At 65.7% G+C, this 23,920-nt stretch carries 24 protein-coding genes and 1 pseudogene; 13 read left to right on the top strand and 12 right to left on the bottom strand.

Features of this window, described 5'->3' with window-relative positions; translation table 11 throughout:
- The 6 genes from IRZ12_RS04595 to IRZ12_RS17555 form a co-directional block, all read right to left on the bottom strand.
- A partial coding sequence (locus tag IRZ12_RS04595; RefSeq protein WP_296464781.1) for a nuclear transport factor 2 family protein occupies window positions 1-323 on the bottom strand: 323 nt, incomplete at its 3' end.
- On the bottom strand, window positions 320-1,153 hold the full coding sequence (locus IRZ12_RS04590; RefSeq protein ID WP_296464778.1) for a fumarylacetoacetate hydrolase family protein: 834 nt from the start codon (window positions 1,151-1,153) through the stop codon (window positions 320-322). The genes IRZ12_RS04595 and IRZ12_RS04590, both read right to left, overlap by 4 nt.
- Before the next feature lie 85 nt (window positions 1,154-1,238).
- Window positions 1,239-2,210 (bottom strand): tripartite tricarboxylate transporter substrate binding protein, encoded by a 972-nt coding sequence (locus IRZ12_RS04585; RefSeq protein WP_296464775.1) that lies wholly within the window; start codon window positions 2,208-2,210, stop codon window positions 1,239-1,241.
- Window positions 2,211-2,254: 44 nt separating this feature from the next.
- Entirely contained in the window at window positions 2,255-3,211 is a 957-nt protein-coding gene (locus tag IRZ12_RS04580; protein ID WP_296464772.1) for a cupin domain-containing protein, read from the bottom strand.
- A gap of 28 nt (window positions 3,212-3,239) precedes the next feature.
- Window positions 3,240-4,061 (bottom strand): fumarylacetoacetate hydrolase family protein, encoded by an 822-nt coding sequence (locus IRZ12_RS04575; RefSeq protein WP_296464769.1) that lies wholly within the window; start codon window positions 4,059-4,061, stop codon window positions 3,240-3,242.
- The gene (locus IRZ12_RS17555) at window positions 4,058-4,291 is read right to left on the bottom strand and encodes a hypothetical protein (RefSeq protein WP_363322294.1); all 234 of its coding nucleotides are present in this window, start codon (window positions 4,289-4,291) and stop codon (window positions 4,058-4,060) included. Before IRZ12_RS17555 ends, IRZ12_RS04575 begins: the two co-directional genes overlap by 4 nt.
- On the opposite strand from IRZ12_RS17555, the gene IRZ12_RS04570 reads away from it, so the two are divergent.
- Both IRZ12_RS04570 and IRZ12_RS04565 read left to right on the top strand, forming a co-directional pair.
- Window positions 4,217-4,627, top strand: coding sequence for a tripartite tricarboxylate transporter substrate binding protein (locus tag IRZ12_RS04570; protein ID WP_296464765.1), 411 nt, complete (start codon window positions 4,217-4,219; stop codon window positions 4,625-4,627). The two genes, IRZ12_RS17555 and IRZ12_RS04570, sit on opposite strands and share 75 nt — an antisense overlap.
- Window positions 4,628-4,694: 67 nt before the next feature.
- A complete protein-coding gene (locus tag IRZ12_RS04565) occupies window positions 4,695-5,408 on the top strand; it encodes a class II aldolase/adducin family protein (RefSeq protein WP_296464762.1) in 714 nt (237 codons plus the stop codon).
- 58 nt (window positions 5,409-5,466) lie between these two features.
- Here IRZ12_RS04565 and IRZ12_RS04560 read toward each other — a convergent pair whose 3' ends face one another.
- Window positions 5,467-6,489, bottom strand: a complete 1,023-nt coding sequence (locus tag IRZ12_RS04560) for an amidohydrolase family protein (protein WP_296464757.1) — start codon at window positions 6,487-6,489, stop codon at window positions 5,467-5,469.
- Window positions 6,490-6,682: 193 nt separating this feature from the next.
- Complete coding sequence (locus tag IRZ12_RS04555; RefSeq protein WP_296464752.1) at window positions 6,683-11,008, bottom strand: DEAD/DEAH box helicase; 4,326 nt, start codon at window positions 11,006-11,008, stop codon at window positions 6,683-6,685.
- A 276-nt stretch (window positions 11,009-11,284) separates the two neighbouring features.
- Here IRZ12_RS04555 and IRZ12_RS04550 point away from each other — a divergent pair, with 276 nt between their 5' ends.
- From IRZ12_RS04550 to IRZ12_RS04540, 3 genes are read left to right on the top strand one after another with little or no spacing between them, the layout of a single operon-like run.
- Complete coding sequence (locus IRZ12_RS04550; RefSeq protein WP_296464748.1) at window positions 11,285-11,689, top strand: Hsp20/alpha crystallin family protein; 405 nt, start codon at window positions 11,285-11,287, stop codon at window positions 11,687-11,689.
- A 30-nt stretch (window positions 11,690-11,719) separates the two neighbouring features.
- On the top strand, window positions 11,720-14,152 hold the full coding sequence (gene lon / locus IRZ12_RS04545; RefSeq protein ID WP_296464745.1) for an endopeptidase La: 2,433 nt from the start codon (window positions 11,720-11,722) through the stop codon (window positions 14,150-14,152).
- Window positions 14,153-14,212: 60 nt separating this feature from the next.
- The gene (locus IRZ12_RS04540; protein WP_296464742.1) at window positions 14,213-14,791 is read left to right on the top strand and encodes a DNA-3-methyladenine glycosylase; all 579 of its coding nucleotides are present in this window, start codon (window positions 14,213-14,215) and stop codon (window positions 14,789-14,791) included.
- A gap of 24 nt (window positions 14,792-14,815) precedes the next feature.
- Here IRZ12_RS04540 and IRZ12_RS17550 read toward each other — a convergent pair whose 3' ends face one another.
- From IRZ12_RS17550 to IRZ12_RS04525, 4 genes and pseudogenes are all read right to left on the bottom strand, one after another.
- Window positions 14,816-15,001, bottom strand: a complete 186-nt coding sequence (locus tag IRZ12_RS17550) for a hypothetical protein (protein WP_363322295.1) — start codon at window positions 14,999-15,001, stop codon at window positions 14,816-14,818.
- A 70-nt stretch (window positions 15,002-15,071) separates the two neighbouring features.
- Window positions 15,072-15,266 (bottom strand): annotated as a pseudogene (locus tag IRZ12_RS17545) (DUF72 domain-containing protein); the annotation flags it as partial.
- Window positions 15,267-15,416: 150 nt separating this feature from the next.
- On the bottom strand, window positions 15,417-15,974 hold the full coding sequence (locus tag IRZ12_RS04530) for a GNAT family N-acetyltransferase (RefSeq protein WP_296464740.1): 558 nt from the start codon (window positions 15,972-15,974) through the stop codon (window positions 15,417-15,419).
- Between the two features lie 157 nt (window positions 15,975-16,131).
- The gene (locus IRZ12_RS04525) at window positions 16,132-16,776 is read right to left on the bottom strand and encodes an OmpA family protein (RefSeq protein ID WP_296464735.1); all 645 of its coding nucleotides are present in this window, start codon (window positions 16,774-16,776) and stop codon (window positions 16,132-16,134) included.
- Between the two features lie 374 nt (window positions 16,777-17,150).
- On the opposite strand from IRZ12_RS04525, the gene IRZ12_RS04520 reads away from it, so the two are divergent.
- From IRZ12_RS04520 to IRZ12_RS04485, 8 genes are all read left to right on the top strand, one after another.
- A complete protein-coding gene (locus tag IRZ12_RS04520; protein ID WP_296464732.1) occupies window positions 17,151-17,726 on the top strand; it encodes a YSC84-related protein in 576 nt (191 codons plus the stop codon).
- Between the two features lie 190 nt (window positions 17,727-17,916).
- Window positions 17,917-18,204 (top strand): hypothetical protein, encoded by a 288-nt coding sequence (locus IRZ12_RS04515; protein WP_296464730.1) that lies wholly within the window; start codon window positions 17,917-17,919, stop codon window positions 18,202-18,204.
- A gap of 9 nt (window positions 18,205-18,213) precedes the next feature.
- A complete protein-coding gene (locus IRZ12_RS04510) occupies window positions 18,214-19,623 on the top strand; it encodes a hypothetical protein (protein ID WP_296464728.1) in 1,410 nt (469 codons plus the stop codon).
- A gap of 709 nt (window positions 19,624-20,332) precedes the next feature.
- Window positions 20,333-21,034, top strand: a complete 702-nt coding sequence (locus tag IRZ12_RS04505) for a hypothetical protein (protein ID WP_296464724.1) — start codon at window positions 20,333-20,335, stop codon at window positions 21,032-21,034.
- The gene (locus tag IRZ12_RS04500; RefSeq protein ID WP_296464721.1) at window positions 21,031-21,231 is read left to right on the top strand and encodes a hypothetical protein; all 201 of its coding nucleotides are present in this window, start codon (window positions 21,031-21,033) and stop codon (window positions 21,229-21,231) included. Before IRZ12_RS04505 ends, IRZ12_RS04500 begins: the two co-directional genes overlap by 4 nt.
- Window positions 21,228-22,217 (top strand): Flp pilus assembly protein CpaB, encoded by a 990-nt coding sequence (cpaB, locus tag IRZ12_RS04495; protein WP_296464719.1) that lies wholly within the window; start codon window positions 21,228-21,230, stop codon window positions 22,215-22,217. Before IRZ12_RS04500 ends, cpaB begins: the two co-directional genes overlap by 4 nt.
- Before the next feature lie 35 nt (window positions 22,218-22,252).
- Entirely contained in the window at window positions 22,253-23,623 is a 1,371-nt protein-coding gene (locus IRZ12_RS04490; RefSeq protein ID WP_296464716.1) for a pilus assembly protein N-terminal domain-containing protein, read from the top strand.
- Window positions 23,623-23,920 (top strand): FHA domain-containing protein (locus IRZ12_RS04485; RefSeq protein WP_296464713.1); only part of this gene is annotated, 298 nt, incomplete at its 3' end. The genes IRZ12_RS04490 and IRZ12_RS04485, both read left to right, overlap by 1 nt.

Raw genomic sequence — 23,920 nt, 5'->3', positions numbered from 1 at the left:
GGCACGGGCAGGGCGGGGGCTTCGTCACTTTCGTGGCGCAGCACCGCCACGTACATCGATGCTTCGGCCGAGTACGCGTCCTTGCGGTCGACCACGAGGTCTTGCACGAGATGGGCGGTGACTACGCCGGCGCTCCGTTTGGAGAGGGCCTCCCGCACGGCGGCACGGCCCCGGAGGACCTTGCCTTGCCGTTCCCACACGCCGTCCGGCGTCATTTGTGCCACGAGCGCTTCGTAATCGCACGCATCGAGGGCGCGGTAGAAACGGTGGATCACGTCCATGCATTCCGCCGTCAGGTTGCCTTGCGTATGATGGCTCATCATTCGTCCTCCACCGTGTTGGCCAGGATGCCGATGTCCGTGATTTCAACCTCGATCCGATCGCCTTTTTTCATCCACACTTGCGGGTCGCGACGATGGCCGACACCCGCTGGCGTGCCCGTGGCGATGACATCGCCGGGGACGAGCGTGGTGATTTCCGACAGGTAGGAGACGATGAGCGGGACGGAATAGATCAACAGGTCCGTGCCCGAGCGCTGCATTTCCAGGCCATTCAGGCGCGACGTCAGCGTCAGGCGGGTCGGGTCCGGGATGTCGTCGGACGTCACGATCCAGGGGCCGTAGGCGCCGCTGCGATCGAAGTTCTTGCCGGCGGTGACCGAGAATTTCTGGTAGTCGCGCACGCTGCCATCCATGAAGCAGCTGTAGCCTCCCACATACTCCAGGGCGTCCTGTTCGGAAACGAGGTGGGCGCGCCGGCCGATGACGGCCGCCAATTCTCCTTCGAAGTCGAAGCGGGAGGAGGCTTTGGGGCGGATGACGGGCGCGCCGTGCGGCACGATGCTCTCGTGCGTGCGCGTAAATACGGAAGGCCGGGGAGAGACTTCGCGGCCGGTTTCTTCGGCATGGGACTTGTAGTTCACGCCTACCGCGAATATGCGGTTGATCCGCTCGAGCGGCGCGAGCAGGCGGACCTGGTCGAGCCGGTAGTCGGCAGTGGCGCCTTGCACCAGCCGCGCCACTTCCTCTCGGGCGCCGAGCATGGCGTCGATGGCCGCCAGGTCCGGCGCGCGGCGCCCGACGTCGACGACTGCATCGCCGACGACGACGCCCGTGCTAGTGCGGCCCTCGGCCGAGAATCTGATCAGTTTCATCGTTTGTCCTCAAACTGCATCGGGAAATCGAACGCCTCCGCCGGGATGGTTGCCGCCGGGCGGAGGCGGGTATCGATGGGGCCGATCAATCGGCCGTGGCGCCGGAGGCCTTGACCACTTCGCCCCATTTTTTCACTTCGGCGTCGAGGTAGCGCTTCGTTTCCTGCGGCGTGGTTCCGACGGAGACCGCTCCGAGTTCCTCCAGGCGCTTTTGTATGCCGGGGTCGCGCATGGCCTCCCGCGTCTTTTCCGACAGCAGCTCGATGACCTGCTGGGGCGTGCCACGCGGTGCGACCAGGGCGAAGAATGAGGTCGATTCGGCGCGGGGGAAACCTTCTTCGGCTAGCGTGGGGACGTCAGGCAATTGCGGGATGCGCTCGCGCGACGTGGCAGCAAGGGCACGTAGCTTGCCTGAGCGGATCAGGGGCAGCACGTTCGGCGTATTGTCGAACATTACCTGGATCTGGCCTCCGATCAAATCGGTGATGGCGGGAGCATTGCCGCGGTACGGGACGTGGAGCATGGTGGTGCCCGCCTGGCTGTTGAACAGCTCGCCGGAAAGGTGGAAGGGGGAGCCGCTGCCCGGCGAGCCGTATGCCACTCCTTTGGGATGGGCCTTGGCGTAAGCGATGAACTCTTTGAGCGTGCGCGCGGGCACCGACGGGTTGACGACCATCACGCTGGGCGATTCCGCAAGGATGGAAATGGGGGCGAAGCCGTTTACGGGGTCGTAGTCCAGCTTGCGGAACAGGGTGGGGTGGATGGCGAGCGTACTGGTGTTGCCGAGCAGCAGCGTATAGCCGTCCGGCGCGGCGCGCGCCACGTGGCCCGCGCCTATCGTGCCATTGCCCCCCGTACGGTTCTCGACCACGAAAGGTTGTTTGGTGAGTTCCGTCAGTTTCTGTGCAAGTGTGCGGGCGACGATGTCGTTGGTGGCGCCAGCCGCCAAGGTGACCACGATCGTGACCGGGCGCGACGGATAGGCGGGCTGCGCCTGGGCGAGCACCGGCCCGAGCAGCGCGCAGGCTGCGATGGAAATGCCGAATAAGGGTTTCATCCTGGAGTCTCCTCTTTTGAGTTGGTGTCGTGCGGCCTGCTAGATCAGGCCGCGGCCGTGCGTTCCCAGCCGAGCATGCGCATGAGCGGCCTGTCTGAAACGCGCAGGAGCGTCGCGTTGCTGGCGGCGTCCATGCTGTGGTCGTGCCAGCTCGGGATGGCGATCATGTCACCCCGGTTCCATTCGAACGTGTGGTCGCCTGACCGGGTAGTGCCCGAGCCCTCGATGACCACGTATATTTGGTTGACCGTAGTGCGGGGCAGCGTCCACTGCGCGCCGGCGCTCATGCGTACGATCACGCGGTCGAAAGTAATGAGGCGAGGCGGGCCGAGCTCCAGGCATTGGACGCCGGGGACGGTGTCTTGTACGGCGGCCACGCGGGTGCTGTACTCGCTATAGGCAAAGCGCATGGGTGACAGCGGCGCGGTATCGCCGGCGCGCTCTAGTACCTCGGGATGGACTTCGAAAAAAATCGGCCCCAGATATTCGGCCAATGGCACGTCGAGAAAATCGATCCAATATGCGTCCTGGCTGCTTTGGTTGTCGTGGCCGTGGTAGCACCAGTTCGGGGTGAGCAGTACGTCGCCGGGCAGCATGGGGATGCGCTGCCCGTCCACGACGGTGTAGGCGTCGGGCGCGCCTTCGAGGATGACGCGCATGGCGTTGGGCGTATGGCGGTGGCTGCGCGCATATTCGCCCGCCTTGACCATTTGATAGGCGCCCACGATGGTGCGCGTGGTCCCGTAGTCATTCCCCGGAACGGGGTTGGCCATGATCAGGCTACGGCGTTCCGCACGGTCGGTACCCACGAGCCGGCCCGCGGCATGCAGCGCAGCGCGGGCGTCCACGTAGCGCCAGTGGGCGGGAATGAACGGTCGCTTGGGTTCTGGGTACAGCGATGGGGTCGGCTTGGCCCATCCGTTTTTCATCCGGACGGTATCCAGCATGGCGTGCAGCTGGTCGAGGCTTTGCGCGCTGTCGAAATCGATCGCCGGTTTCAAGGAATCGCTTATGTTTGAACTCCCTCATTCATTGCACGTCGAGGGTCATTTCCCCGACGTGATCGATGGCGATGCGCACGCGGTCGCCGCGCTGGACGGGGCCTACGCCTTCGGGCGTACCGGTGGCGATGATGTCGCCCGGGTAGAGCGTGGCCACGCGAGAGGCGATTTCAATCATCTCCGGGATGTCGACGATGAGATCGCGCGTATTGGCGTTCTGGCGCAACTCGTCGTTTACCCATAGGCGGGCTTGCAGGTTGGCAGGGTCCGGCACTTCGTCCGCCGTGACGATCCACGGGCCGAACGGGCAAAAAGTGTCGTAGGACTTGCGCATGACACGCTCTTCGTTGCCGCGCACCACCATGTCGATGAGGCAGGCGTAACCGAAGACGTGGTCGTATGCGTCGGCGCGTGAGATGTTTTTTCCTCCTTTGCCGATCACGATGCCCAGTTCGCATTCGTGGTGAATCTCGCGCCCGGGCAGGTCGGGTAGCACGATGGGGTCGTTGGGGCCCGACAGCGAGGAGTTCGCCTTCAGGAAAAAGCCGTTGAGGTCGGCCCGGTTCTTCGACTTCATTTCCAGCCCGTGCTTGACGTAGTTCACGGGGTAGGCCAGCAATTTGTTGGGCCATGCGATGGGCACTTCCAACCTGACCTGGGCGAGATCGATGGGGCGCGTCTTGGCATGCTTTTCGATAGACGGGATGCGGTGGTCGAAGTCCGCGATCAATTGCACCGTCTGCACAGGCGGCCAGGCGTTGATGTCGATGCCGAGCGCATCGGTGATGTCGAAGGCGCTGCCATCGCGTTCGATGCCTATTCTTCCGCCGTCGAATCGGAATAGTTTCATGGGTTGGCTCTCCTTTGATGTCCGGTGACGATGGCGAGGAGTTCGCTCACGTTTCCAGGAATGCGGTCGTCCCGCCACGCGACGTGGCCGTCCGGCCTGACTAGTACGAACTTTTTCTCATAGAGCGCTACCACATCCGGCTGCCCGAGGCGGACGTGCTCGACAGGGATCCCGGCTGTGCGGGCCGCATCCAATTGCAGTTCTTTACGCCGGTAGACCTGATGCCGCACATCGAACGCGGGGCGCTGCGCCCCATCGCCGTAGCCTCGGGCAAGCGGCTCGCGAGCCTGCCTGCCGTGCCCACCTTGGCCGAGCTGAACATCGAGGGGTTCGAGTCCCCGACCTGGTTCGGTTTGGTCGCGCCCGCCGGGACGCCGCCCGCCATCATCAATTATCTGCACGCCCAGATCGAGCGTGCGAAAGCGGATCCGGAAGTCGCCCAGCGGCTTGCGAGGGCGGGCGTGGAAAGCGAGAGCCTGACGCCGGAACAATTTGCCGCCTTCATCCGCAAGGAAGTGGATCACTGGGCGGCGGTCGTCAAAGAGTCCGGCACGGCCATCGAGTAAGCGGCTGCACGAGATTGTCCAGGCGCGCGGCGCCTGGCGCAGCTTCATCTATTCTCAGGGAGCTCCCATGCTTACCGATCTCATCCGCGATCTGGTGACTGCCAATCGCATCCTCGCACATCAGGGCGTGGTCGATGCCTACGGTCATGTCAGCGTCCGCCATCCGGACAATCCGGAGTGGTACTTGCTGTCGCGTTCGCGCAGCCCCGAGCTCGTCGAGCCCGCAGACATCAAGGTTTATCGCCTGGACGGGACGCCGGTCGAAGACGACGGCCACCAACCTTATCTGGAACGTTTCATCCATGGCGCGATATATGAGGCCAGGCCGGACATCCGTGCCGTCATTCACAGTCATGCCGGATCTGTGCTGCCTTTCACCGTATGCGACGCGCCGCTGGTGCCGGTCATCCATACCGCGAGCGACATGGGGCATCGTGTGCCGCTATGGGACATTCATGCAAAGTTCGGCGACACGAACCTGTTGGTCACCTGCATGGAGCATGGCCGCGACATGGCGTGCTGCCTGGGGCAGAACAAGTCTGTGCTAATGCGCGGGCACGGCTTTACTACCACTGGCCGCTCGCTCGTGGAAGCCGTGAAGGCGGCGATTTACTTGCCGGAGAACGCCCGAGTGCTGATGCAGGCTATGCAGATGGGCAAGGTGATTCCGCTCACGCAAGGCGAAGTGGAGATACGCAGCCGGGTGGACCCGGATTCGCCGCAAATGCAGCGTGCCTGGGAGTATTGGAGCCGGCGGGCGGGGATGGCGACCGGCGGGTAGCGCTTGGCCTTCCATGGAGGCGGGATGTCCGCCAGCCATGGAATACGCCGCCCCTGCGTTACAGGCCGCGCGCCTTCAGTTGCGCGTCCAGTCGCGGATAGACGCGCCGCGCGTTCAGCTCGAACACTTTGCGGCGGTCTTCTTCGGAGAGGTCCAGCGCATCGATGTAGCGCTTGGTGTCGTCGAAATAGTGACCGGTTTCCGGGTCGATTCCGCGCACGGCGCCGACCATCTCCGAGCCGAACAGGATGTTATCGATGTCGATGACGCGGAACAGCAGGTCGATCCCGGGCTGGTGATAGACGCAGGTGTCGAAGAAGATGTTCTTCATCACGTGTTCGGCCAGCGGCGGGCGCTTGAGCATGTCGGCCAGGCCGCGGTAGCGGCCCCAGTGGTAGGGCACCGCGCCGCCTCCGTGCGGAATGATGAATCGCAGGGTGGGAAAGTCCCGGAACAAGTCCCCTTCGATGAACTGCATGAAGGCGATCGTGTCCGCCGCCAGGTAGTAGGCGCCGGTGGCGTGCATGGCGCAGTTGCACGAGCCTGAGACGTGGATCATCGCCGGCACGTCGAGCTCGACCATTTTCTCGAAGAATGGGTACCAGGAGCGGTCGGTCAGTGGGGGCGCGCTGAAGCTGCCGCCGGACGGGTCGGGATTGAGGTTGCAGCCCACGAAACCCAGTTCGTTGACACAGCGTTCGAGCTCGGCGATGGCGTTCTTGATGGACGTACCCGGGGTCTGCGGGAGCTGGCAGACGCCGACGAAGGTGTCGGGGTAGAGGTCCACCACGCGCTTGATGAGGTCGTTGGAGCGGCGGGCCCAGATTTCATTGACGCGCGCATCGCCGACGTGTGGTTCCATGGCCGAGGCGCGGGGCGAAAAGATCGTCATGTCTGCGCCGCGCTCGCGCAGCAGCCGCAGCTGGTTCTTTTCTATCGTTTCCCGGATCTCGTCGTCGGAGATGTTGGGATAGGCCGGGTCGATGTCGCCACCGGCCTTGAAGTTGGCTTTTTGTTTTTCCCGCCACTCCGTATGAGCGGCCGGCGCAGTGGTGTAATGACCGTGACAATCGATGATCATGCTGACGATTCCTGTTTGACGAAGATGGCGTCGAGCCGGGCCGGAAGGCCTGTCGGGCCGGGGCGGAATGGCCGCTCGTGCAACTGAGCATTGTAGCCCCGGGCGTCAGGCGAATACCTCTGTTTTCCGCATTTCTGCTTTTCGAATTTGCATGGTCAACATGGCGGGCAGCGTGCGATGGGCGCAGGCCGCTTCAGGGACGTGAGACGAGGGCCTTGCGCAGGCGCTCGCGCTCGTCGGGCTCCGCCTCGACCAGGTACCGGATATCTCCGGCTACGGCGGCGGCCGCAGGCAGGCCGTCCCGGTACAGTACGCGGTTGTTGGTCAGCGCCGGGATTTTTTCGCCTGGCAACAGGGTGCCCGTCAAGTTGAGCGGATCGGCGGCCGAGACACATGCCAGCTCGCCGGCGGGCTCCCGCCGCCGCACGGCGCGCAGCAGGGGGATGGCCTCGGGCAGCGCGAATTGTTCGCCGGCCAGGCCTGCGACGAATCGTCCGCCACGGATGTCTCCGCGCGCTTCCAGCCGGTGGAGCACGGGCAACAGTTCGCGCCAGGGCGGCAGCCAGCGTGCCTCGCGTTCGAGCACGCGCCAAAAAATCACGCCGTAGCGGCGCAGCAGCGCGAGGGCGACGTGTTCCAGCGATAGCGGGTCGATGCGGCGGCGCTCCCGCGGGCTGGCATCGGCCGCAGGACGACGCCATAGCGCCCAGCGGCCGGCATGGTCCATGAGATGCCACGGTGCGCCCTGACGCGCGCGGCGGCGCTCGCGGGCCGTGCGCTGGGACGGGGGAACCAGCAGCGCGCGCAGGCCGGCGAAACTGTCGGAGTGTGCCGCCCCGGCGGCCACTAACTCGCCCAGCGCCGCTTCTAGTTCGTTCGGAAGCAGCCTGGATTGCTCGAGCAGTTCTTCGAAAAACATCGCGCCGTGTTGCGCCAGCGCCTCGTACACGCGCCGCGCCCGTGCGGAAAAATCGGGTTGCCAGTCCGGCGGCACCATCGCCTGCCATTTCGCCAGATGACGCCGCGGCAGCAGCACCATGGGCGTGGACCGAACGGGAGTGGCCGCGGCGCGTCCTGAAGCCACCAGCCGCATCCAGGTCACTTTGCCGGCCCGGCCCAGCTCATCCAGCCAGTCGGGGCTGTAGCCTTCGATCCGTGTGGGTAGCAGCTCTGCCTCCCAGGCTCCCGCTGCAGTTTCGTAGCCTTCCAATTGCTCGATGATGGGCAGGAGCGCGTCGGGGCCACGCAGCCGGGAGTCGGGTGCGACATGCTGCCATTCGAGGAGGAACCGCATGAAGTGCTGCAGTTCGACCGGCTCGATCTCGCGGCGCAAACGGCTGATCGTGTAGCGGTGGATGCGTGCCAGCAGGTGCCGTTCGCACCATTCCTCCTCTCTTGCGCGGGGATGGAAGCGGCCCCGCATGACGTAGCCTTCCGTCTCGAGCTTGGCGAGCGCCGAGGCGACCATTGCCTCAGGCAGGAGGAGGTCGGCGGCGATGCGCCGCAACGCAAGGGGAGCGAACCCCGTCAACCGCGCGCGCAGGACTTCGACGGCAGCCTCTTCGGCGTCCCAAGCTTCGTCGCAGCCCGGAGGCGGCGCGACCGGAGGATGGCAATCGGCGGACGGATACAGTGCCTGCATGCAGGTCAGGCGTTCCGCCGGCGTCCAGAGGCCGCCGCGCCGCAGCAGGAGCCGGGTCGCACGCCCGGTTTGCGCAAGCTCTTCGAGCCAGTCCGGCCAGCCGGGGTTGGATGCCGCTTCCGCCTCCGTCAGGCATGTGAGGCTCATCAGGGCCTCATGCATTTCATCGGCGCTGCGTACTTGCGGCCAGGCCTCTGCTGCGACGGCTTCGATGGCGCCGGCATCGAGCGCCCCAAGCTCGTCGGTCGACGCCGGGGCCGCCCAGCGGCGCGCCATCACCGCCTGCGTCCTGCGTTCTTCGAGCGGAGCATCGTCCAGGAAGGCATAGGGGCGCGCGCTAAGAATCTCCATGGCGAGCGGAGAAGGGCTCGGCAGGTCGCACGCCACGAGCTCGATTTCACCGCGCTCGATCCGGCGCAACAGCGCCAGCCAGCTATCCGCATCCATGGCGTCGTGCAGGCAGTCGTCGATGGTCTGGGCAACCAGCGGGTGGTCGGGAATCTCCCGTTCCCCCACAATGTTCTCCAGGCACGCAGCCTGGTCGGGAAACACCGCCGCCAGGAGGTCGTCGCTTTTCATGCGCTGCAATGGCGGCGCCACTTTGCGGCCGCCCACGTAGCGCGGCAAGGCGAGGGCAATCGTAGCGTTCCAGCGCCACCTCACAGTGAACATTGGGGCGTCGAGCAAGGCCTGGATCAGCAGTCGTTCTGCCGTGGACGATCGCAGGTAGCGCCAGACTTCATCCAAGGGAAAGCTGTGACCCGTCGACAATGACAGCACGATGGCGTCTTCCGTGGCGGCCGCCTGGAGTTCGAAATTAAAGCTGCGGCAGAAACGCTTGCGTAGGGCCAGCCCCCAGGCGCGATTGAGCCGGCTGCCGAACGGCGAATGGATCACCAGCTGCATGCCGCCCGACTCATCGAAGAATCGCTCCATCACCAGCGCATCCTGGGTGGGTAGCCGGCCCAGCGCCGCGCGGGCATGCGCCAGGTATTCGATGACCTGCCGGGCCGCGGCTTCATTCAGTCCAATGCGTTCCATGAGGGCGCGGGTCGCACCTTCGAGGCCGGGCATGTCGCCACGTTGGCCGAGCAGGCGTTCGACGTCGGCGCGCAGCCTCGATACGCCCGCCGACAACTCATCGCTGCGTCCGGGCGCCTCGCCGAGCCAGAAGGGAATGCTGGGCGCTGCGCCGTGTGCATCCTCGACGCGCACGCGTCCGGTTTCCACGCGGAGGATGCGATATGACGCATTGCCGAGCTGGAACACGTCGCCGGCGAGGCTTTCCACCGCGAAATCTTCGTTCACCGTGCCTATCATCAAGCCCTGGGGCTCGAGAAGTACCGTGTAGTCGGCATTGTCCGGAATGGTTCCGCCGGAGGTGACGGCGGTGAGGCGGGCGCCACGTCGGCCCCGCACGGTGCCGGTTACCCGGTCGCGGTGAAGATACGCGGCGCGTACGCCGCGGCTGCTGCCGTATCCCTCGGCCAGCATGCGAAGCACGGCGTCGAATGCCGGGCGTTCCAGGTCCGCGTACGGTTCGGCGCCGCGAGCCATCTCGTACAGCGCGTCCTCGCTCCATTCCCGGGATGCGACCTCGGCGACCAATTGTTGTGCGAGCACGTCGAGCGGCGCTTTCGGAAGCCGCAGCGCGTCGAGCTCGCCCCGGCGTACGCAATCCAGCAGTGCCGCGCATTCGACCAGGTCGTCGCGGGAGGTCGGGAACAGGCGCCCCTTGGGAACCCCGCCTACATGGTGTCCCGAGCGGCCCACGCGCTGCAGGAGGGCCGAGATGCTGCGCGGCGATCCGACCTGGCAGACGAGGTCCACCTCGCCGATGTCTATGCCCAACTCCAGCGAGGCGGTCGCGACCAGCACACGCAGCCTGCCTTGCTTGAGCCGTTGCTCGGCTTCGAGCCGATGCTCTTTCGACAGGCTACCGTGATGTGCCGCGACGGCGTCCGGGCCCAGGCGTTCGGCCAGGTGCCGGGCAGCCCGTTCGGCCATGCGGCGCGTATTGACGAAGATCAGCGTGGTCCGGTGCTGCGACGCCAATTCCGCCATCCGGTCGTAGACCCGCTCCCAGACGTCGTTGGCCATGACCGGCTCCAGCGGAACGGGGGGCAGCTCGATGTCGAGGTCACGACGCTTGCCATGGCCGATGTCCACCACCTCGCACTCGCCTGCGCGGGCACGCCCGACCAGGAAGCGAGCGACCACCTCTAGTGGTCTCTGGGTAGCCGAGAGCCCGATCCGCGTGGGCCGCCGGCTGCACAGCGCGTCGAGCCTTTCCAGGCTCAGCGCGAGATGACAGCCGCGCTTGTTCCCCGCCAGCGCATGGATTTCGTCCACGATCACGGTTCGGACGCCCGTCAGCATGTTCCGCCCGCCCTCCGAGCCCAACAGGACGTACAGCGATTCGGGCGTGGTCACGAGGATGTGGGGCGGGCGCTTGCGCATGGCCTGCCTGGCCTGGGGCGCCGTATCGCCGGTGCGCACCGCCGTGCGGATGACCGGTGCCGGGCACCCCAGTCGTTCCAGTTCGCGGGTGATGCCTTCGAGCGGTGCCTCCAGGTTGGCGCGGATGTCGTTGGAGAGCGCTTTCAGCGGCGAGACATACACCACCATCGTCGCGTCGGGCAGTGCGCCACCGGCATCCACGCCCATGCGCACCAACTCGTCGATGGCGGCCAGGAAGGCGGTGAGCGTCTTGCCTGAACCGGTCGGTGCCGCCACGAGCGTGGGCCGGCCGGCCCGGATGGACGGCCAGGCAAGGCGCTGGGCGGGCGTTGCAGCCTCGAATGCGCGGCGGAACCAGGTAGCGACCGCCGGGTGAAAGCCCTGCAACGGGTCGGGGGAGGTGGGCGCGCGAAGCATGCTTGACTATATGAGGGCAAGGCGTGGCGCCGCAACTGCAGGGAGGGGCGTCGCTGCGTACGCCTCTTGCAGCCCGCCCCGGCATCGACACGGAGCCTTGAAACCGAGGCGTTCGCCCGCACCTTCCTTGGGACACATTTGTTAGCAAATCGTCCATCCCGTGCTGCCTCGCCCAAGCCGACGCGGGCGGCGAACGCATCGTCGCCCCTATTGCCAGACGCGGGCGGCCGCCTTAACTTGGAGGCATGGGGCGAGGCTCGTGCAAGGACTAGGACCATGATTTATCGCAAACCGTCCAACACCATGTGGATCGATGCGGTCAAACTGCTGGAGCAGGCCGACAACCTCCACCGGCAGTTTTTCCGCCTGAGCCAGGGCAGTGCGAGCGGGCCGACCTGGGAACCTCCGATCGATATTTTCGAGACCGGGCGGGCCTTGTCCGTGGTGGTCGCGTTGCCCGGTGTGTCCGCCGACCAGGTGCAGGTCTTGATCGAAGGCGCCACACTGTCGGTGGTGGGCGAGCGCGTCTTGCCAGCGCCTTCCGAGGCGCACATCCGCCGGATCGAGATTCCCTACGGGCGCTTCGAGCGCCGCATCACGTTGCCGCCCGGCGCGTTCGAGATCCGCGAATCCCGTCTGGTAGACGGTTGCTTGGTGCTGACCTTGCTCAAGCTGGGATAGCTGTAACGTGAACCGGGACAGGTGAAAGCCATGGAAAACGAATTTCGGGATCGTCAGCCGGAACAGGAAGCGCCTGCGCAGTCCGCAGGCGCCCCGGCCTCCGCGTCGAGCGGGGCGGCGACCATCGAGCTTCCCAGCGATGCCCTTGCGCTCATCCCCGTGCGCAACCTCGTGCTCTTCCCGGGGTTGGTGGCGCCGATAGCGGTCGGCCTTGAAGGGTCGGTGCGCGCTGCGCAGAATGCTGCCCGGACCAACCGCCAGGTCGGCGTCATCCTGCAGCGCAGTCCAGACGTCGAAGAGCCCCAGGGCAGCGACCTGCACGAATTCGGAACGGTCGCGAACATCCTTCGCTATGTCACGACGCCGGACGGCGCCCATCATGTGATCTGCCAGGGCGTGCAGCGCTTTCGCATCATCGAGCTGCTCGAGGGGTTCCCGTTCCTCGTTGCGCGCGTGCAGCGTTTCGAGGATCCCGAGATCACGACCTCCGAGATCGAGGCACGCCTGATCCAGCTCAAGACGAAATCGCAGGAAGTGTTGCAGCTGCTTCCCCAGGCACCTGCGGAGCTGTCGGCGTCGATTCAAAACATGACGTCGACCCCGGTGTTGTCCGACTTCATCGCAGGGCTGATGGAGATCAAGCCGCAGGAAAAGCAGGAGGTGCTCGAGACCGTGGACGTCATCGCGCGGGCGGACAAAGTGCTCGCGCTATTGGCGCACCAGATCGAGGTCCTGCGCATCAGCCGCGACATCGATCAGCAAACCAAGGCGCGCTTTGAGGACCGCCAGCGCGAAGTCATGCTGCGCGAGCAGCTCAAGACCATCCAGCAAGAACTGGGTGAAGTGGACGGCAACAGCGCTGAATTGGCGGAACTGAGCGAGCGGATCACCAAAGCGCAGATGCCCGAAGAGGCGGAGAAACAGGCGCGCAAGGAGCTCAAGCGCCTGGAGCGCATCCCGGAGGCTTCCACCGAGTACTCGATGATCCGGACGTATCTCGATTGGCTGATCGAATTGCCGTGGTCGGTGTCCACGGAAGACAGGATAGACATTGCAGAGGCGCGCCGCATCCTAGACGAAGACCATTACGGCCTTGAGAAGATCAAGCGCCGCATCCTGGAATATCTGGCGGTGCGCAAGCTCAATCCGAACGGCAAGAGCCCGGTCCTGTGTTTTGCCGGTCCGCCGGGGGTGGGCAAGACCTCGCTCGGGCAGAGCATCGCCAAAGCCACGGGACGCAAATTCGTGCGCCTGAGCCTGGGCGGCGTGCACGACGAGGCAGAGATCCGCGGCCACCGCCGCACCTATATCGGCGCCTTGCCGGGCAACGTGATCCAGGCGCTTCACAAGGCCGGCGCCAACAATTGCGTGATGATGCTGGACGAAGTCGACAAGCTCGGCGCCAGTGTGCAGGGCGACCCGGCCGCGGCCTTGCTCGAGGTGCTCGACCCCGAGCAGAACAACACTTTCCGCGACAACTACCTTGGTGTGCCGTTCGACCTCTCGCGGGTGTTGTTCATCGCGACGGCCAACGTGCTCGATTCGATCCCGGGGCCTTTGCGCGATCGCATGGAGGTCATCTCGCTGCCAGGCTATACCGAGGAGGAAAAAGCGCAGATCGCGCGTCGCTACCTGGTGCCCAGGCAGCTGGAGGCAAACGGCTTGCGGGCGGAACAGTGCGAGATCACGGATGCCGCGATTCGGGAAGTGATCAACGGCTATACGCGCGAGGCGGGCGTTCGCAACCTGGAGCGGGAGATCGGCAGCGCCTTCCGCCATGCCGCCATGAGCATCGCGGAGGGGACGGCGGAACACGTGCGCATCGACGTCGCCGATCTTCATACCGTGTTGGGGCCCAGGCGTTACGAGAGCGAGATCGCCATGCGTACCGGCTTGCCGGGCGTCGCGACCGGGCTCGCCTGGACGCCAGTGGGCGGCGACATTCTCTTCATCGAGGCGAGCCGGACGCCAGGCAGTGGCAAGCTGATCCTGACGGGGCAGTTAGGCGAGGTCATGCGCGAGAGCGCGCAGGCGGCGCTCACCCTGCTGAAGGCGCGCGCGGCGTCCCTCAACATCGATGCCTCGCTATTCGAGCGCAACGACATCCATGTCCACGTGCCGGCAGGCGCCATTCCCAAAGATGGCCCGAGCGCGGGGGTAGCCATGTTCATCGCGCTCTCTTCCTTGATGACGGACACCCCAGTGCCGCCCGACCGCGCCATGACCGGAGAGATCAGCCTGCGCGGGCTGGTGCTGCCGGTGGGGGGCATCAAAGAGAAGGTGTTGGCGGCCCTGCGCGCCGGCATCAAGACCGTCATGCTGCCGGCCCGCAACCGCAAGGACGTGGACGATATTCCTGAGGATTCGCGCAAGCAGCTGCAGTTCATTTTCCTCGAGACCGTCGAGGATGCGCTGCGCGCGGTGGCTACCACCGAAGCGAAAGGGGAGGCGTTGGTCGAGTGACGCGCAGCCCTGGCGTACCGTGTAGGTCAAGAACGCGGAAGTCTTGGCAAAATTGGCGCAATGCGTCCCACGTATTTGCTCGCCCATATTGATTTCCACGCTCCTGCCCCGGAAGTGGCCCGCCAGCTGATCGGCGTGACCGTATTGGTCGACGGCGTAGGCGGACGGATCGTCGAGGCCGAAGCCTACGATCGGGAAGATCCCGCCTCGCACAGCTTTTCCGGGCCGACTCCCCGCAACGCGTCGATGTTCGGTACGCCTGGACGGGCCTACGTGTATCGCTCGTACGGCATCCATTGGTGCCTCAACTTCGTGTGCCGGGAAGCCGGCCACGGGGCGGGCGTGTTGATTCGCGCCCTCGAGCCCACCCACGGGATAGCGCGCATGAAGGCCCGTCGCGGCGTGGAGGACGTGCGGCTGCTGTGTTCGGGGCCCGGCCGGGTAGGACAGGCGCTTGGCATAGACCGGGGGTTCGACGGCCTGGCGCTGGATAGTCCGCCATTCGTATTGCATCCCCGTGAGGAGGAGCCTCCCATCGTCACGGGGCCGCGGATAGGCATCACCAAGGCGCGGGACGTACCGTGGCGTTTCGGCTTGGCCGGCTCGCGTTTCTTGAGCCGGCCTTTTCCCAAGGCGTAGCGTACCCTGTGCGGCCCGGTTTGCTTAGGCGGCCTGCATGGGCAGCTTGAGCTTGGCCATCAGCGTCTTGGCATTGCGCGGGGCTTGCACCTTGACGTCATTGTCAAAGTAGCAGAATACGTCGCGGCCGGTGCTTCGCCGGGCTTTGCCATCCATGCGGATGGCGTCCCGGGGCTCCGAGCCGCGCGCCGCAGCCTCGGGCCAGCGCACGGGCTTGATTCGTGGCGCGCGGCAAGGCCTCGAAGAAGGACGCAAATCGGTCCGGATCGAAGCGCATGCTGGGCGGAAACTGCCACAGGATGGGGCCGAGCTTTTCCCTGAGTTCGAGCAGGCCGGAGGCAAGGAAGTTGGCGAGCGGCTCCTGCACGGCTTTGAGCCGCAGCATGTGCGTGAGCAGGCGAGGCCCCTTGACGCTGAACAGGAAACCGCGCGGCGTATCCGCGTACCAGCGAGCATAGCGCTCGGGCGTTTGCAGGGCGTAGAACGAGCCGTTTACCGTTTAGCTCGATGGTGGAGAATTCGCGCGAAGCATAGGCAAGCTCCTGTTTCTGCGGGAGATCCTTGGGGTAGAAGATCCCTCGCCAAGGCGCGTAGCGCCAACCGGAGATGCCTATGCGAATGTCGCTCATGCCGGATGTGGCGGGGTGCGGTCGCCTTCGCCAAGCGGGCGCTGCATCAGGACGGAGTCGACCCAGCGGCCGTGCTTGTAGCCGACGCTGCGGAGTATGCCTTTGTGCTCGAAGCCCAGTTTGCGGTGCAGGGCGATGGATGCGGCGTTGCCACTGTCGCCGATCACGGCGATCATCTGGCGCCAGGGGCCCGTTTCACAACGGGCGATGAGGGCCCTCATCAACGCAAAGCCAATGCCGCGTCTACCGGAATCGCTGGCAACATAGACTGAGTTCTCGACGGTGTAGCGATAGGCCGGGCGGGTGCGATAACTGCCGGCGTAGCTGTAGCCGACGACGGCCCCGTCCTGTTCGGCGACGAGATAGGGCAAACCCATGCCGAGCACGGTCTCGCGTCGCCGGCACATTTCCTCCACGGAGGGGGGGATTTCTTCGAAGCTCGCGTCACCGTGCAGCACGTGGAAGGCGTAGATGGCCTGGACGGCTGGCATGTCGGCTTCGGTAGCGTCGCGCACGATGAGCGTCGACGCGGCAGCGGGGGCTGATTGGGACATGGCAACGTTGTTGACGGGCAGCAAGGAACCCGTAATTTACCCAAGAAGACCGCTGCTGAGGCAGGTTTGACCGCGCGTGCACGAAAAAGCCGGCGGGCACCCGGCATGGGCGCCCGCCGGCTCGCGCATGGTTGCGGCGCGGCGCGCGTGCGCCCGGTCAGCCCTTGACCGCGTAGAGGTAAATCTCGGTGCGCCGGTTCGCCGCGCGACCCTCCACCGTGTCGTTGCTAGCGATGGGGTCATGCGGTCCGCGTCCTTCGGTCGTCACCCGCGAGGCGGCTACACCCTTGCCGATCAGGTAATTGGCGACGGCCTGGGCCCGGTTGCGCGAAAGCGTTTCGTTCAGCGACAGCTGGCCGGTGTTGTCGGTATGGCCGACGGCTTTCACGCGCAATTCAGGATGCTCATTCAGCGTCTTGGCCACGCTGTCCAGCACGGGCAACAGGTCCGGTTTCAGCGCGTAGCTGCCGGTGTCGAACGACACGCTGCTGGGCACGTTGACCTTGAGCGAGCCGTCGGGCTGCTCTGTCATGTCGATGCCCAGTTCCTTGGATCCGGACTGCTCGACATTCTGCTTGACCTTCGACCAGTTGTAGCCGATCAGGCCGCCAGCAACCGCGCCCAGGCCCGCTCCGATGGCCGCCCCGCGGGTGTTGCCGATCAGCGCGCCCAGGCCGGCTCCGACAGCCGCTCCGCCGCCCGCGCCGATCGCCGTATTGGTTTGCTGCTGGGTAGCGCAGCCGGCGACGAAGGCGCCGAGCACCGCTACCAGGGCAACTTTCGGGAGAGTGCTTGTTTTCATATTTACCTCCTGGTGTAACCGATATCAGGCGTCGTTGTGCAGTGAACATTCTAGTTATGCATCGACAACGCTTACGCTAGGCGATCTTAGCCCCGACAAGGGCAGCCTAACGGCAACATTTTGTACGTTTTGTCCATTGTTTACGTTCGGCGGGCCGTGCGGCGCCGTAAAAATGGCAGGGTCATCGCGTCGCTGCGATATTCGCGCAAATGGGTCTTGTCTTCGCCCATGCGGGTGCCGGGCAGGGGGGTGTGGCGGATAAGACGAAGGGTTGGCGCATTGTTCCCGTTTCGCCGCTTATGCGGCAGAATCGTAACGCTTGCCGCAGCCTTCCGCACGCCGCTCGACGGCAGGACCACCCAAGGAGACAGCACATGAAACGTCGTCAGTTCGTCTACGCCGGTTTGGCCGGGAGCTTGCTCGCTGCGGCGGGGTGCACGACTACGGACCCCCAGAAAGGCGACGGCTCGCCTGCCGCCAAACGAGCCCGCATCGACGCCGGGGTCGACGAAGCGCTCAACCGGCTCTACAGCACGGTGCAGGGTTCGCGTGAACTCGGAAACAAGGCGCGCGGCATCCTGGTGTTTCCCAATGTGGTCGCGGCAGGATTCATCGTGGGCGGCGAGTACGGCGAGGGCGCGCTGCGCGAGGGCGGGCGCACCACCGGCTATTACAGTACCGCCAGCGGCTCCTTCGGCTTCCAGGCCGGCGCGCAGTCCAAGGCGCTCATCTTCATGTTCATGAACCAGGCCGAGCTCGATCGCTTCAAGTCCGGCAGCGGCTGGACCGCAGGCGTGGACGGATCGGTTGCCGTGGTGAAGGCCGGCATCAACGCGTCCATCGACACCAACACCGCGCGTGCTCCCGTCGTGGCGTTCGCAATCACCAACGCGGGGCTCATGGCCAATCTTTCGGTGGAAGGCACCAAGATCAGCAAGCTCGATCTTTAGGAGAAAGAAACGATGGGCGGGCGGCGCGGCTGCCGCCGGTGACCGCGCGCCCTTTCTCCCACTTGCGGGGATGACATCTCTGTCCGTCACGGGATCCTCGCATTGCGGGGGCGGGGCCCTCCCGGAAAACTGACGGGACGTTCCGCGGACGGCCGGGCAGGTGCCCGGCGCGCGGGGCGGGAGCCTCGTCATGCCTGTCCATTCCCGTTCGAGTTTCCGCATCCGTCAGCGCGGCCAATCGATGGTGGAATACGTCATCATCGTCGCTTTGGTGGCCGTCGCAGCAATCGCCGTCTATCAATTGTTTGGCCAGGTGGTGCGCTCGCAGACCGCGGCCATGGCCCGCGAGATCGCGGGCGAGGACGGCTCTGCCGAGTCCCGGGCCGCGCAGAGCGCCGCCAAGAGCGCTAGGTCTCAAACGGCCGCGCGCTCGCTCAAGTCGTTCACCGGTAACGCGGCGCAGGCAGGCGCGCATTGAGTCGACGCCATGGCGCGCGTGCAATCCGGACAATCGTTGGCCCTGGCCCTCGTGTTGCTCGCCGCGGTGGCTGCCGGGCTGGTCCAATCGTTCAACGGCGGCCAACTGCTGCGAGAAAAAGTGCGGTTGTCGAGCGCGCTGGATGCCGCGGCATACAGCGGGGCATTGGTCCAGGCACGAGGCCTCAATTTCCTCGCCTACACCAACCGCGCACTCGTCGCCCACCAGATTGCGATGGCGCATGCCGTCACCTTGGCTTCATGGGCAAAGTTCGGCGACGCCCAGGCGCGACAGCTGGCGCGTGCCAATCCTCCGGCCTCGTTGATCGGTGGGTTGTTCGGTCGGTCCCACGGCCAGGCCTATCGCAGCGCGGCAGCGGCAGCCGGCGCCGGCACGCACGCTGCTTGGCCGGACGGCGCATTGGCAAGAGCTTTTGCCGAACATGACCGCATCGTGCACGACGTGCTGGTTCGCGCGCAAGCCACGGTGCAGAAGACACTCGCCGCGTCGCGCATGCAAGCAATGCGCGAAGTATTCGCGGCGCACTTCCCCGGTGCGGAGGCCGAACTCGACAGCTCCTTATTGGCCGATACCTTGCCGGGGTTCGTCGTCCGTTACGGGGGGCAGGCCAGAGGACGCCTCAAGGGCATGGTCGAAGATGCCGCTTCACGCCATGGGTTCCTGGCTCCGCGCAATGCGACGCGTCGCGCCTTGTTGCCGTCGGAGTGGCGCTGCCCATGGTTGCAGCATGAGCTGCGGCGGCGGGGGGCAACCTCGCTGCTGGACCTGGGCGTATGGCGGTCCGTCGATACCGAGTCGTTTCACGCATTGCGCTCGAATCGGTGGATAGGGTGCTACTACCGCGAGTACCCCATGGGTTGGGGGGCCGCGAAGGGCGATCCACAGCAGCCCGACGATGACCTCCCCCATGTCGAGGATCCCCCCGCCGATTTTGCAGATGAGGATTTCTGGCGTTGGGTACGCAGGCATACGAATTGGGACCTGCTCGACGGCGATGCCAACCCGCTCGCGAATTCCTGTGCGATGTCGGAGTCGGTCGCATGGCCCGGACGGGGGTTGCCCTCGTTTGCCGAGATTGCGCAGGCCGGAAGGCCTGAGGATGGCGAGGTGGCCTTGCGGTTCGCCGTCCGTGCCGTCAAGCCTGCCGCAACGATGGCGACCACTGATGGCAAAGGTCCGCGTGCCGGCGCAGGAAGGCTGTGGTTCGGCACCCAGTTTCCCGGAAATGCCATGGCGGCGGTCGCAGCGGCGGAAACCTATTTTCGGCGGCCCCATCCTCGCAGCGACAGGCGCGAGGAAAGGCCCAGTCTTTTCATGCCGTACTGGCAAGCGCGCCTGAGTCTGGTCGACCCGCCTGAGCGCGCCCAAGCGTGGCACCGGCAGGGAGCGGGGAAGTGAAGGCGGCGGCCCGATCGCGTCATGACGGCCAAGCGGCGGTGGAAGCCGTGTTGGCCCTGGGCGCCGTCGCATTGATATGGCTCTTGGGGACTCTCGTGGGCCACTTGCAGGACCTTGCCCTGCAAACGGAGTTTGCCGGCCGGCACATGGCATTCGTCGCGGCCCAAGAGTCACCGCCGGTCGAACGCGCGAGGGCGCCGGCGTATTTTTTCAGCGCGCATGCGCGCCAATGGCGCAATCACGACGGGGCCCCGCTGTTGGGTTCGGGCGGTGAAGGCCAATGGACGCGGGCGGCTTTTTCGAGGAAGGATCTCTCCGAGAGCGCGCAAGTGGGCGGGGCGTCTCTAACCGTTTTGCGAACAGAACTGTTGCACGATTACCCGGGCATCGTATCCGGGGAGGTGTCGACGGAGCCTCGGCTCTCTACTGCTGCTCGCAACTTTTCTTTACCCGGGCGCGGGGTATTGTCGAGCCGGTTTGCCATCCTCGCCGGTGCGGGGCATGCCGACAGCGACCCCGACGCCCAAGCGCGCATCGATGCGTCGCCTCACGCTTGGGGCAGGGCCGCGCAAGCTACTGCGCGCGCGGGGAAGCGGGTGGAGTCGGCCACGGGAAGGGTGGATGCTGCCTGGAATCGGCCCCTGCCGCAATACGACTGGCTCTCCGCATGGTCCGGCCTGGTGCCGGCGGATCGCCTGGATGAGGTTCGGTGATGTACCCGTATCGCCTGGCACTCATCCGGTGGGCGCGCTTGGCGTCGGGCTGCGTCGTCGCGCTGTTCGTTGGCGCGGCCGTGCCCAGCCGTGCGCATGCTGCTGCGCCATCCCTGCCGCCGGGTGCGAAGGACCTGGGGTGGGGCGGCCGGATGCGGATCAACGGCGCCGACATGAATGTTCGCCTGTTTCGTGCCCCGGGTTCTCCGCTTGCCGTGGGCGCTGCCATGGCGCGGCAAGTCGGCCGGAGCGCGTGGCTGTTGCCCCTGCCAGACGGCGTCATGTTGACGGGCGCTGATGGCGTTCGCCCCTGGCTGGTGCAGTTGCGCCAGGCAGGGCCACAGGTTTCGGCAGGGGTGGTCGCGATCGCGCAAAGCACCCGTCCGTTTGCTCCAGTGCGCGCGCCGTGGCTGCCGGAAGGCGGCGAGCTGTGGCTAGACGTCGAGTCCGTGGAAGACGGGGTCAAGGTCGTGCAGCAGGTTTGTGGCTACCCGGACGACGCCGTGTCCTTGGCACGGGCCTTGGATGCAGCACTGCGCAGGGGTGGTTGGAGGCGAACCAGCGCGAGCGCGGGAGCGGCAAGCCAATGGCGGCGGGCAGGCAGGCTCTTGCAGCTGCTCGTCGTGGAGAGCGGCGCCGGTAGCGCCGTGGTGAGCATCGAAATCGTGGGGAGGATGTCTGGGTGGAGGCTGCAATGAGCGTGCCTCGTTCGTTCGGGGCTTTTCGTCGGCAGGCCGGTCAATCCGCCGTGGAATACATCGTCCTGGCCGCAGCGGTGATCGCGTTGGCGGGCTTGGGGTTCCTGGGCGAAGGCGGCGGTTTGCTCGGATGGCTGCTCGATGCCTTGGCTGGGTTCCACAGGCGGTTTGCCGCATCGGTGGCAATGCCGCTATGAAGCTCGCAGTCCTGCGGTTGCGCGTAGACAGGAAGTGGTGGATGCTCGCCGTGGCCTTGGGAGCGGGCACCGCCGCGGCATGGCTCAGCCAGCGGCACATTCAGGGCCGGATCGAGGCCATCGAAGCCGAAGCGTTGGCAGCGCGTACCCCTGCTGTCGTGGCGTCGGTCGACTTGCGGCCGGGGCAGGTCGTAACGATCGAAACGGTCGCCGTGCGGGATATTCCAGGTGAATGGCTGCCTTCAGGCTTCATTGCGCCGGAGCGGTTTGCGCAAGTCGAGGGTGGCGTGCTGGCGCATCCTGTGCGGGCCGGCGACCCCATTCTTTGGGCATACCTGGCGCCGGACCGCCCCGCCGCGCTGTCCGATCGGCTTGCAGAAGGCCGCCGGGCGGTCACCATCCCGGTCGATGAAATCAGCTCCGTCTCCGGTTTGCTGCAACCGGGCGACGTCATCGATTTATACGTTTCCTTGGATCATCGCGGAAAGCGCGTGACCGTGCCGCTGTTGCAGCGCATGCGTGTCTTGGCGACTGGACACCATACCGACTCTTCCGGTCCGGAAGGGGAATCCGGGCGGAGTGGTTTCTCCACCGTGACCCTGGACGCGACCCCGGACGAGGCGGTCAAGCTCATCGCCGCGCGTGACGGGGGGGTGCTGACCGCGATGCTGCGCCGGCCCGGCGACGGAAGTTCCTCACCCCCCAAGCCCGCAGGCGATCTCCCCGCATTGCTGGGCCTCAAGGCGCCTGCGCCGAAACCGCGGCGTCCGTCGTCCAGCGTGGCGGTGATCTATGGCGACAAAGCACCACGCAGCATTCCTCGCCTGGATGAACCGCATGGCGTCGGGGCCGCCCCGGAGGGCGAGTGGACGGATGGGGGGGAAACGACGTATGACAACTCCGCTAGGTGGTCGCAGAGCGTTCGTGCGGAAGCGAGCCCCGGCCCGGGCGGCGGTACGATCACGGAGGCGTCCGGACGGCCATGACCTGCGGTGCCCGGGAAAAGCGTGCGCTTGTCGCAATGCTTGTGTTGTTGGCGTGGCCGGTTGTCTCGCGCTCCGAGGCGCCGCCTGCTGCGTGGCCGGCCTGGCTGCGGGAGGATGGCGAAGCGCAGCCGGGCATCTCGGTTGCGCAGGATTTGCCGGACGTCGAAATGTTCGTCGGAGAAACCCAGGTCTTTCCGGCGCCCAATGTGGCGCGGATCGCGGTGGGCAACGGCCGGGTCATCAGCGCCGCTACCGCGGACGATCGCGAAGTGGTGGTGTTCGCCAATGCCACGGGCACGTCTTCGTTGGTCATTTGGGACCGCGACGGTTCCATGCAGCGCATGCGGATCACCGTCGTGCCGGGGCATTCCGCGCGCGTGCAGCAGGAAATCGCGGCCTTCCTCGATTCCATTCCATCCGTGCGTAGTCGCGTCGTAGGCGACAAGGTCATCGTCGAAGGCGACGACTTGAGCGATGCCGACCAAGCCAAGGTGGCCGCGCTGGCCCGCCGCTATCCCCAAGTCGTCGATTTCACGGGCCAGCTCGGCTGGGAGCGCATGGTAATGATGGACGTCAAGGTGGTCGAAATGCCGCGCGCCAGGCTGCGCGAGCTTGGCGTGCGCTGGGATGGCGCGACCACCGGCGGCCTGAACGCGGGGTTGGCATGGGACGCGGCGGTGGGACGGCCATTGCGCGCCGCAGCGGGCGATTCAGCGATGCGCCCCGGGGACAGCCCCATCGAACTGCCGTTTCCGGTGACCTCGCCCGCGGGGTATTTGGGCGTGAATGCGCTATTGTCCGCTCGCCTCCAGGCCCTGGCCCAAAGTGGCGAAGCCGTGATTCTCGCCCAGCCCCAGCTCTCGGCGCGCAGCGGTTCAACCGCCCGGTTCCTGGCGGGCGGCGAGGTGCCGTATGCGACCGTGGACAAAAATGGAGCGACGAACACGACCTTCAAGCCCTACGGCGTCACCCTGGAAATCGCGCCCAGGGTGGATGCGAGCGGCACCGTGCGCTCGGTCATCGACGTCGAGGTCAGTGCCGTCGATCCTTCCCTCGTTGCCAGCGGTGGCCCTGCTCTGAAGGTGCGCCGCACCTCGACAGAGTTCAACGTGCGGTCGGGCGAGACGCTGGTGTTGAGCGGTTTTCTCTCCCGGGAGCAGTCAGAGGACCTCGACGGGCTCCCAGGGCTATCGCAATTACCGATTCTCGGGCCGCTGTTCGGCTCCCGCCGTTTCCAGCGGCGGGAAACGGAGCTTGCCATATTCGTGACGCCTACCGTGGTGACGCAGCGCAATCCCGGCCTGCTCGAGCGCATTGGTCGCAGCGAGCGCTTGCTGCAAGAGACTTTCGGACCGGAGAGGTTGAACGTGCCGGTACGGCCGGACGTGTCTTTCATGGAGCACTGATGCTGGAAGTAGAGATTCTGATCGAGGGGAGCGATCGCTGCGTTCGTGCCGTGGCGTCTCCGGCGCTGATTGGGCGCGGTGAAGAGTGTCCGATACGCCTGCGACATTGGCGCGTCGCACGCCAACATGCGCGCCTGTTCGAACGCCCGCAAGGCGTATTCGTGGAAGACCTTGGCTCGCTGGGGGGCACGCACGTCAATGGCCGGCGCATCTTGCAGTACGGCCCACTGTTGCCCGAGGACGAAATCGTCGTGGGCTCGGCCATGCTTCGGGTTCGTTCGGTCCAGGAGCCCAGTC

It is taken from the genome of Pigmentiphaga sp. (genome assembly GCF_019689535.1).
Lineage (GTDB): Bacteria > Pseudomonadota > Gammaproteobacteria > Burkholderiales > Burkholderiaceae_B > Pigmentiphaga.
Note: the sequence above shows the minus strand (reverse complement) of the source record. Positions and strands in the feature narration are given on the sequence as shown.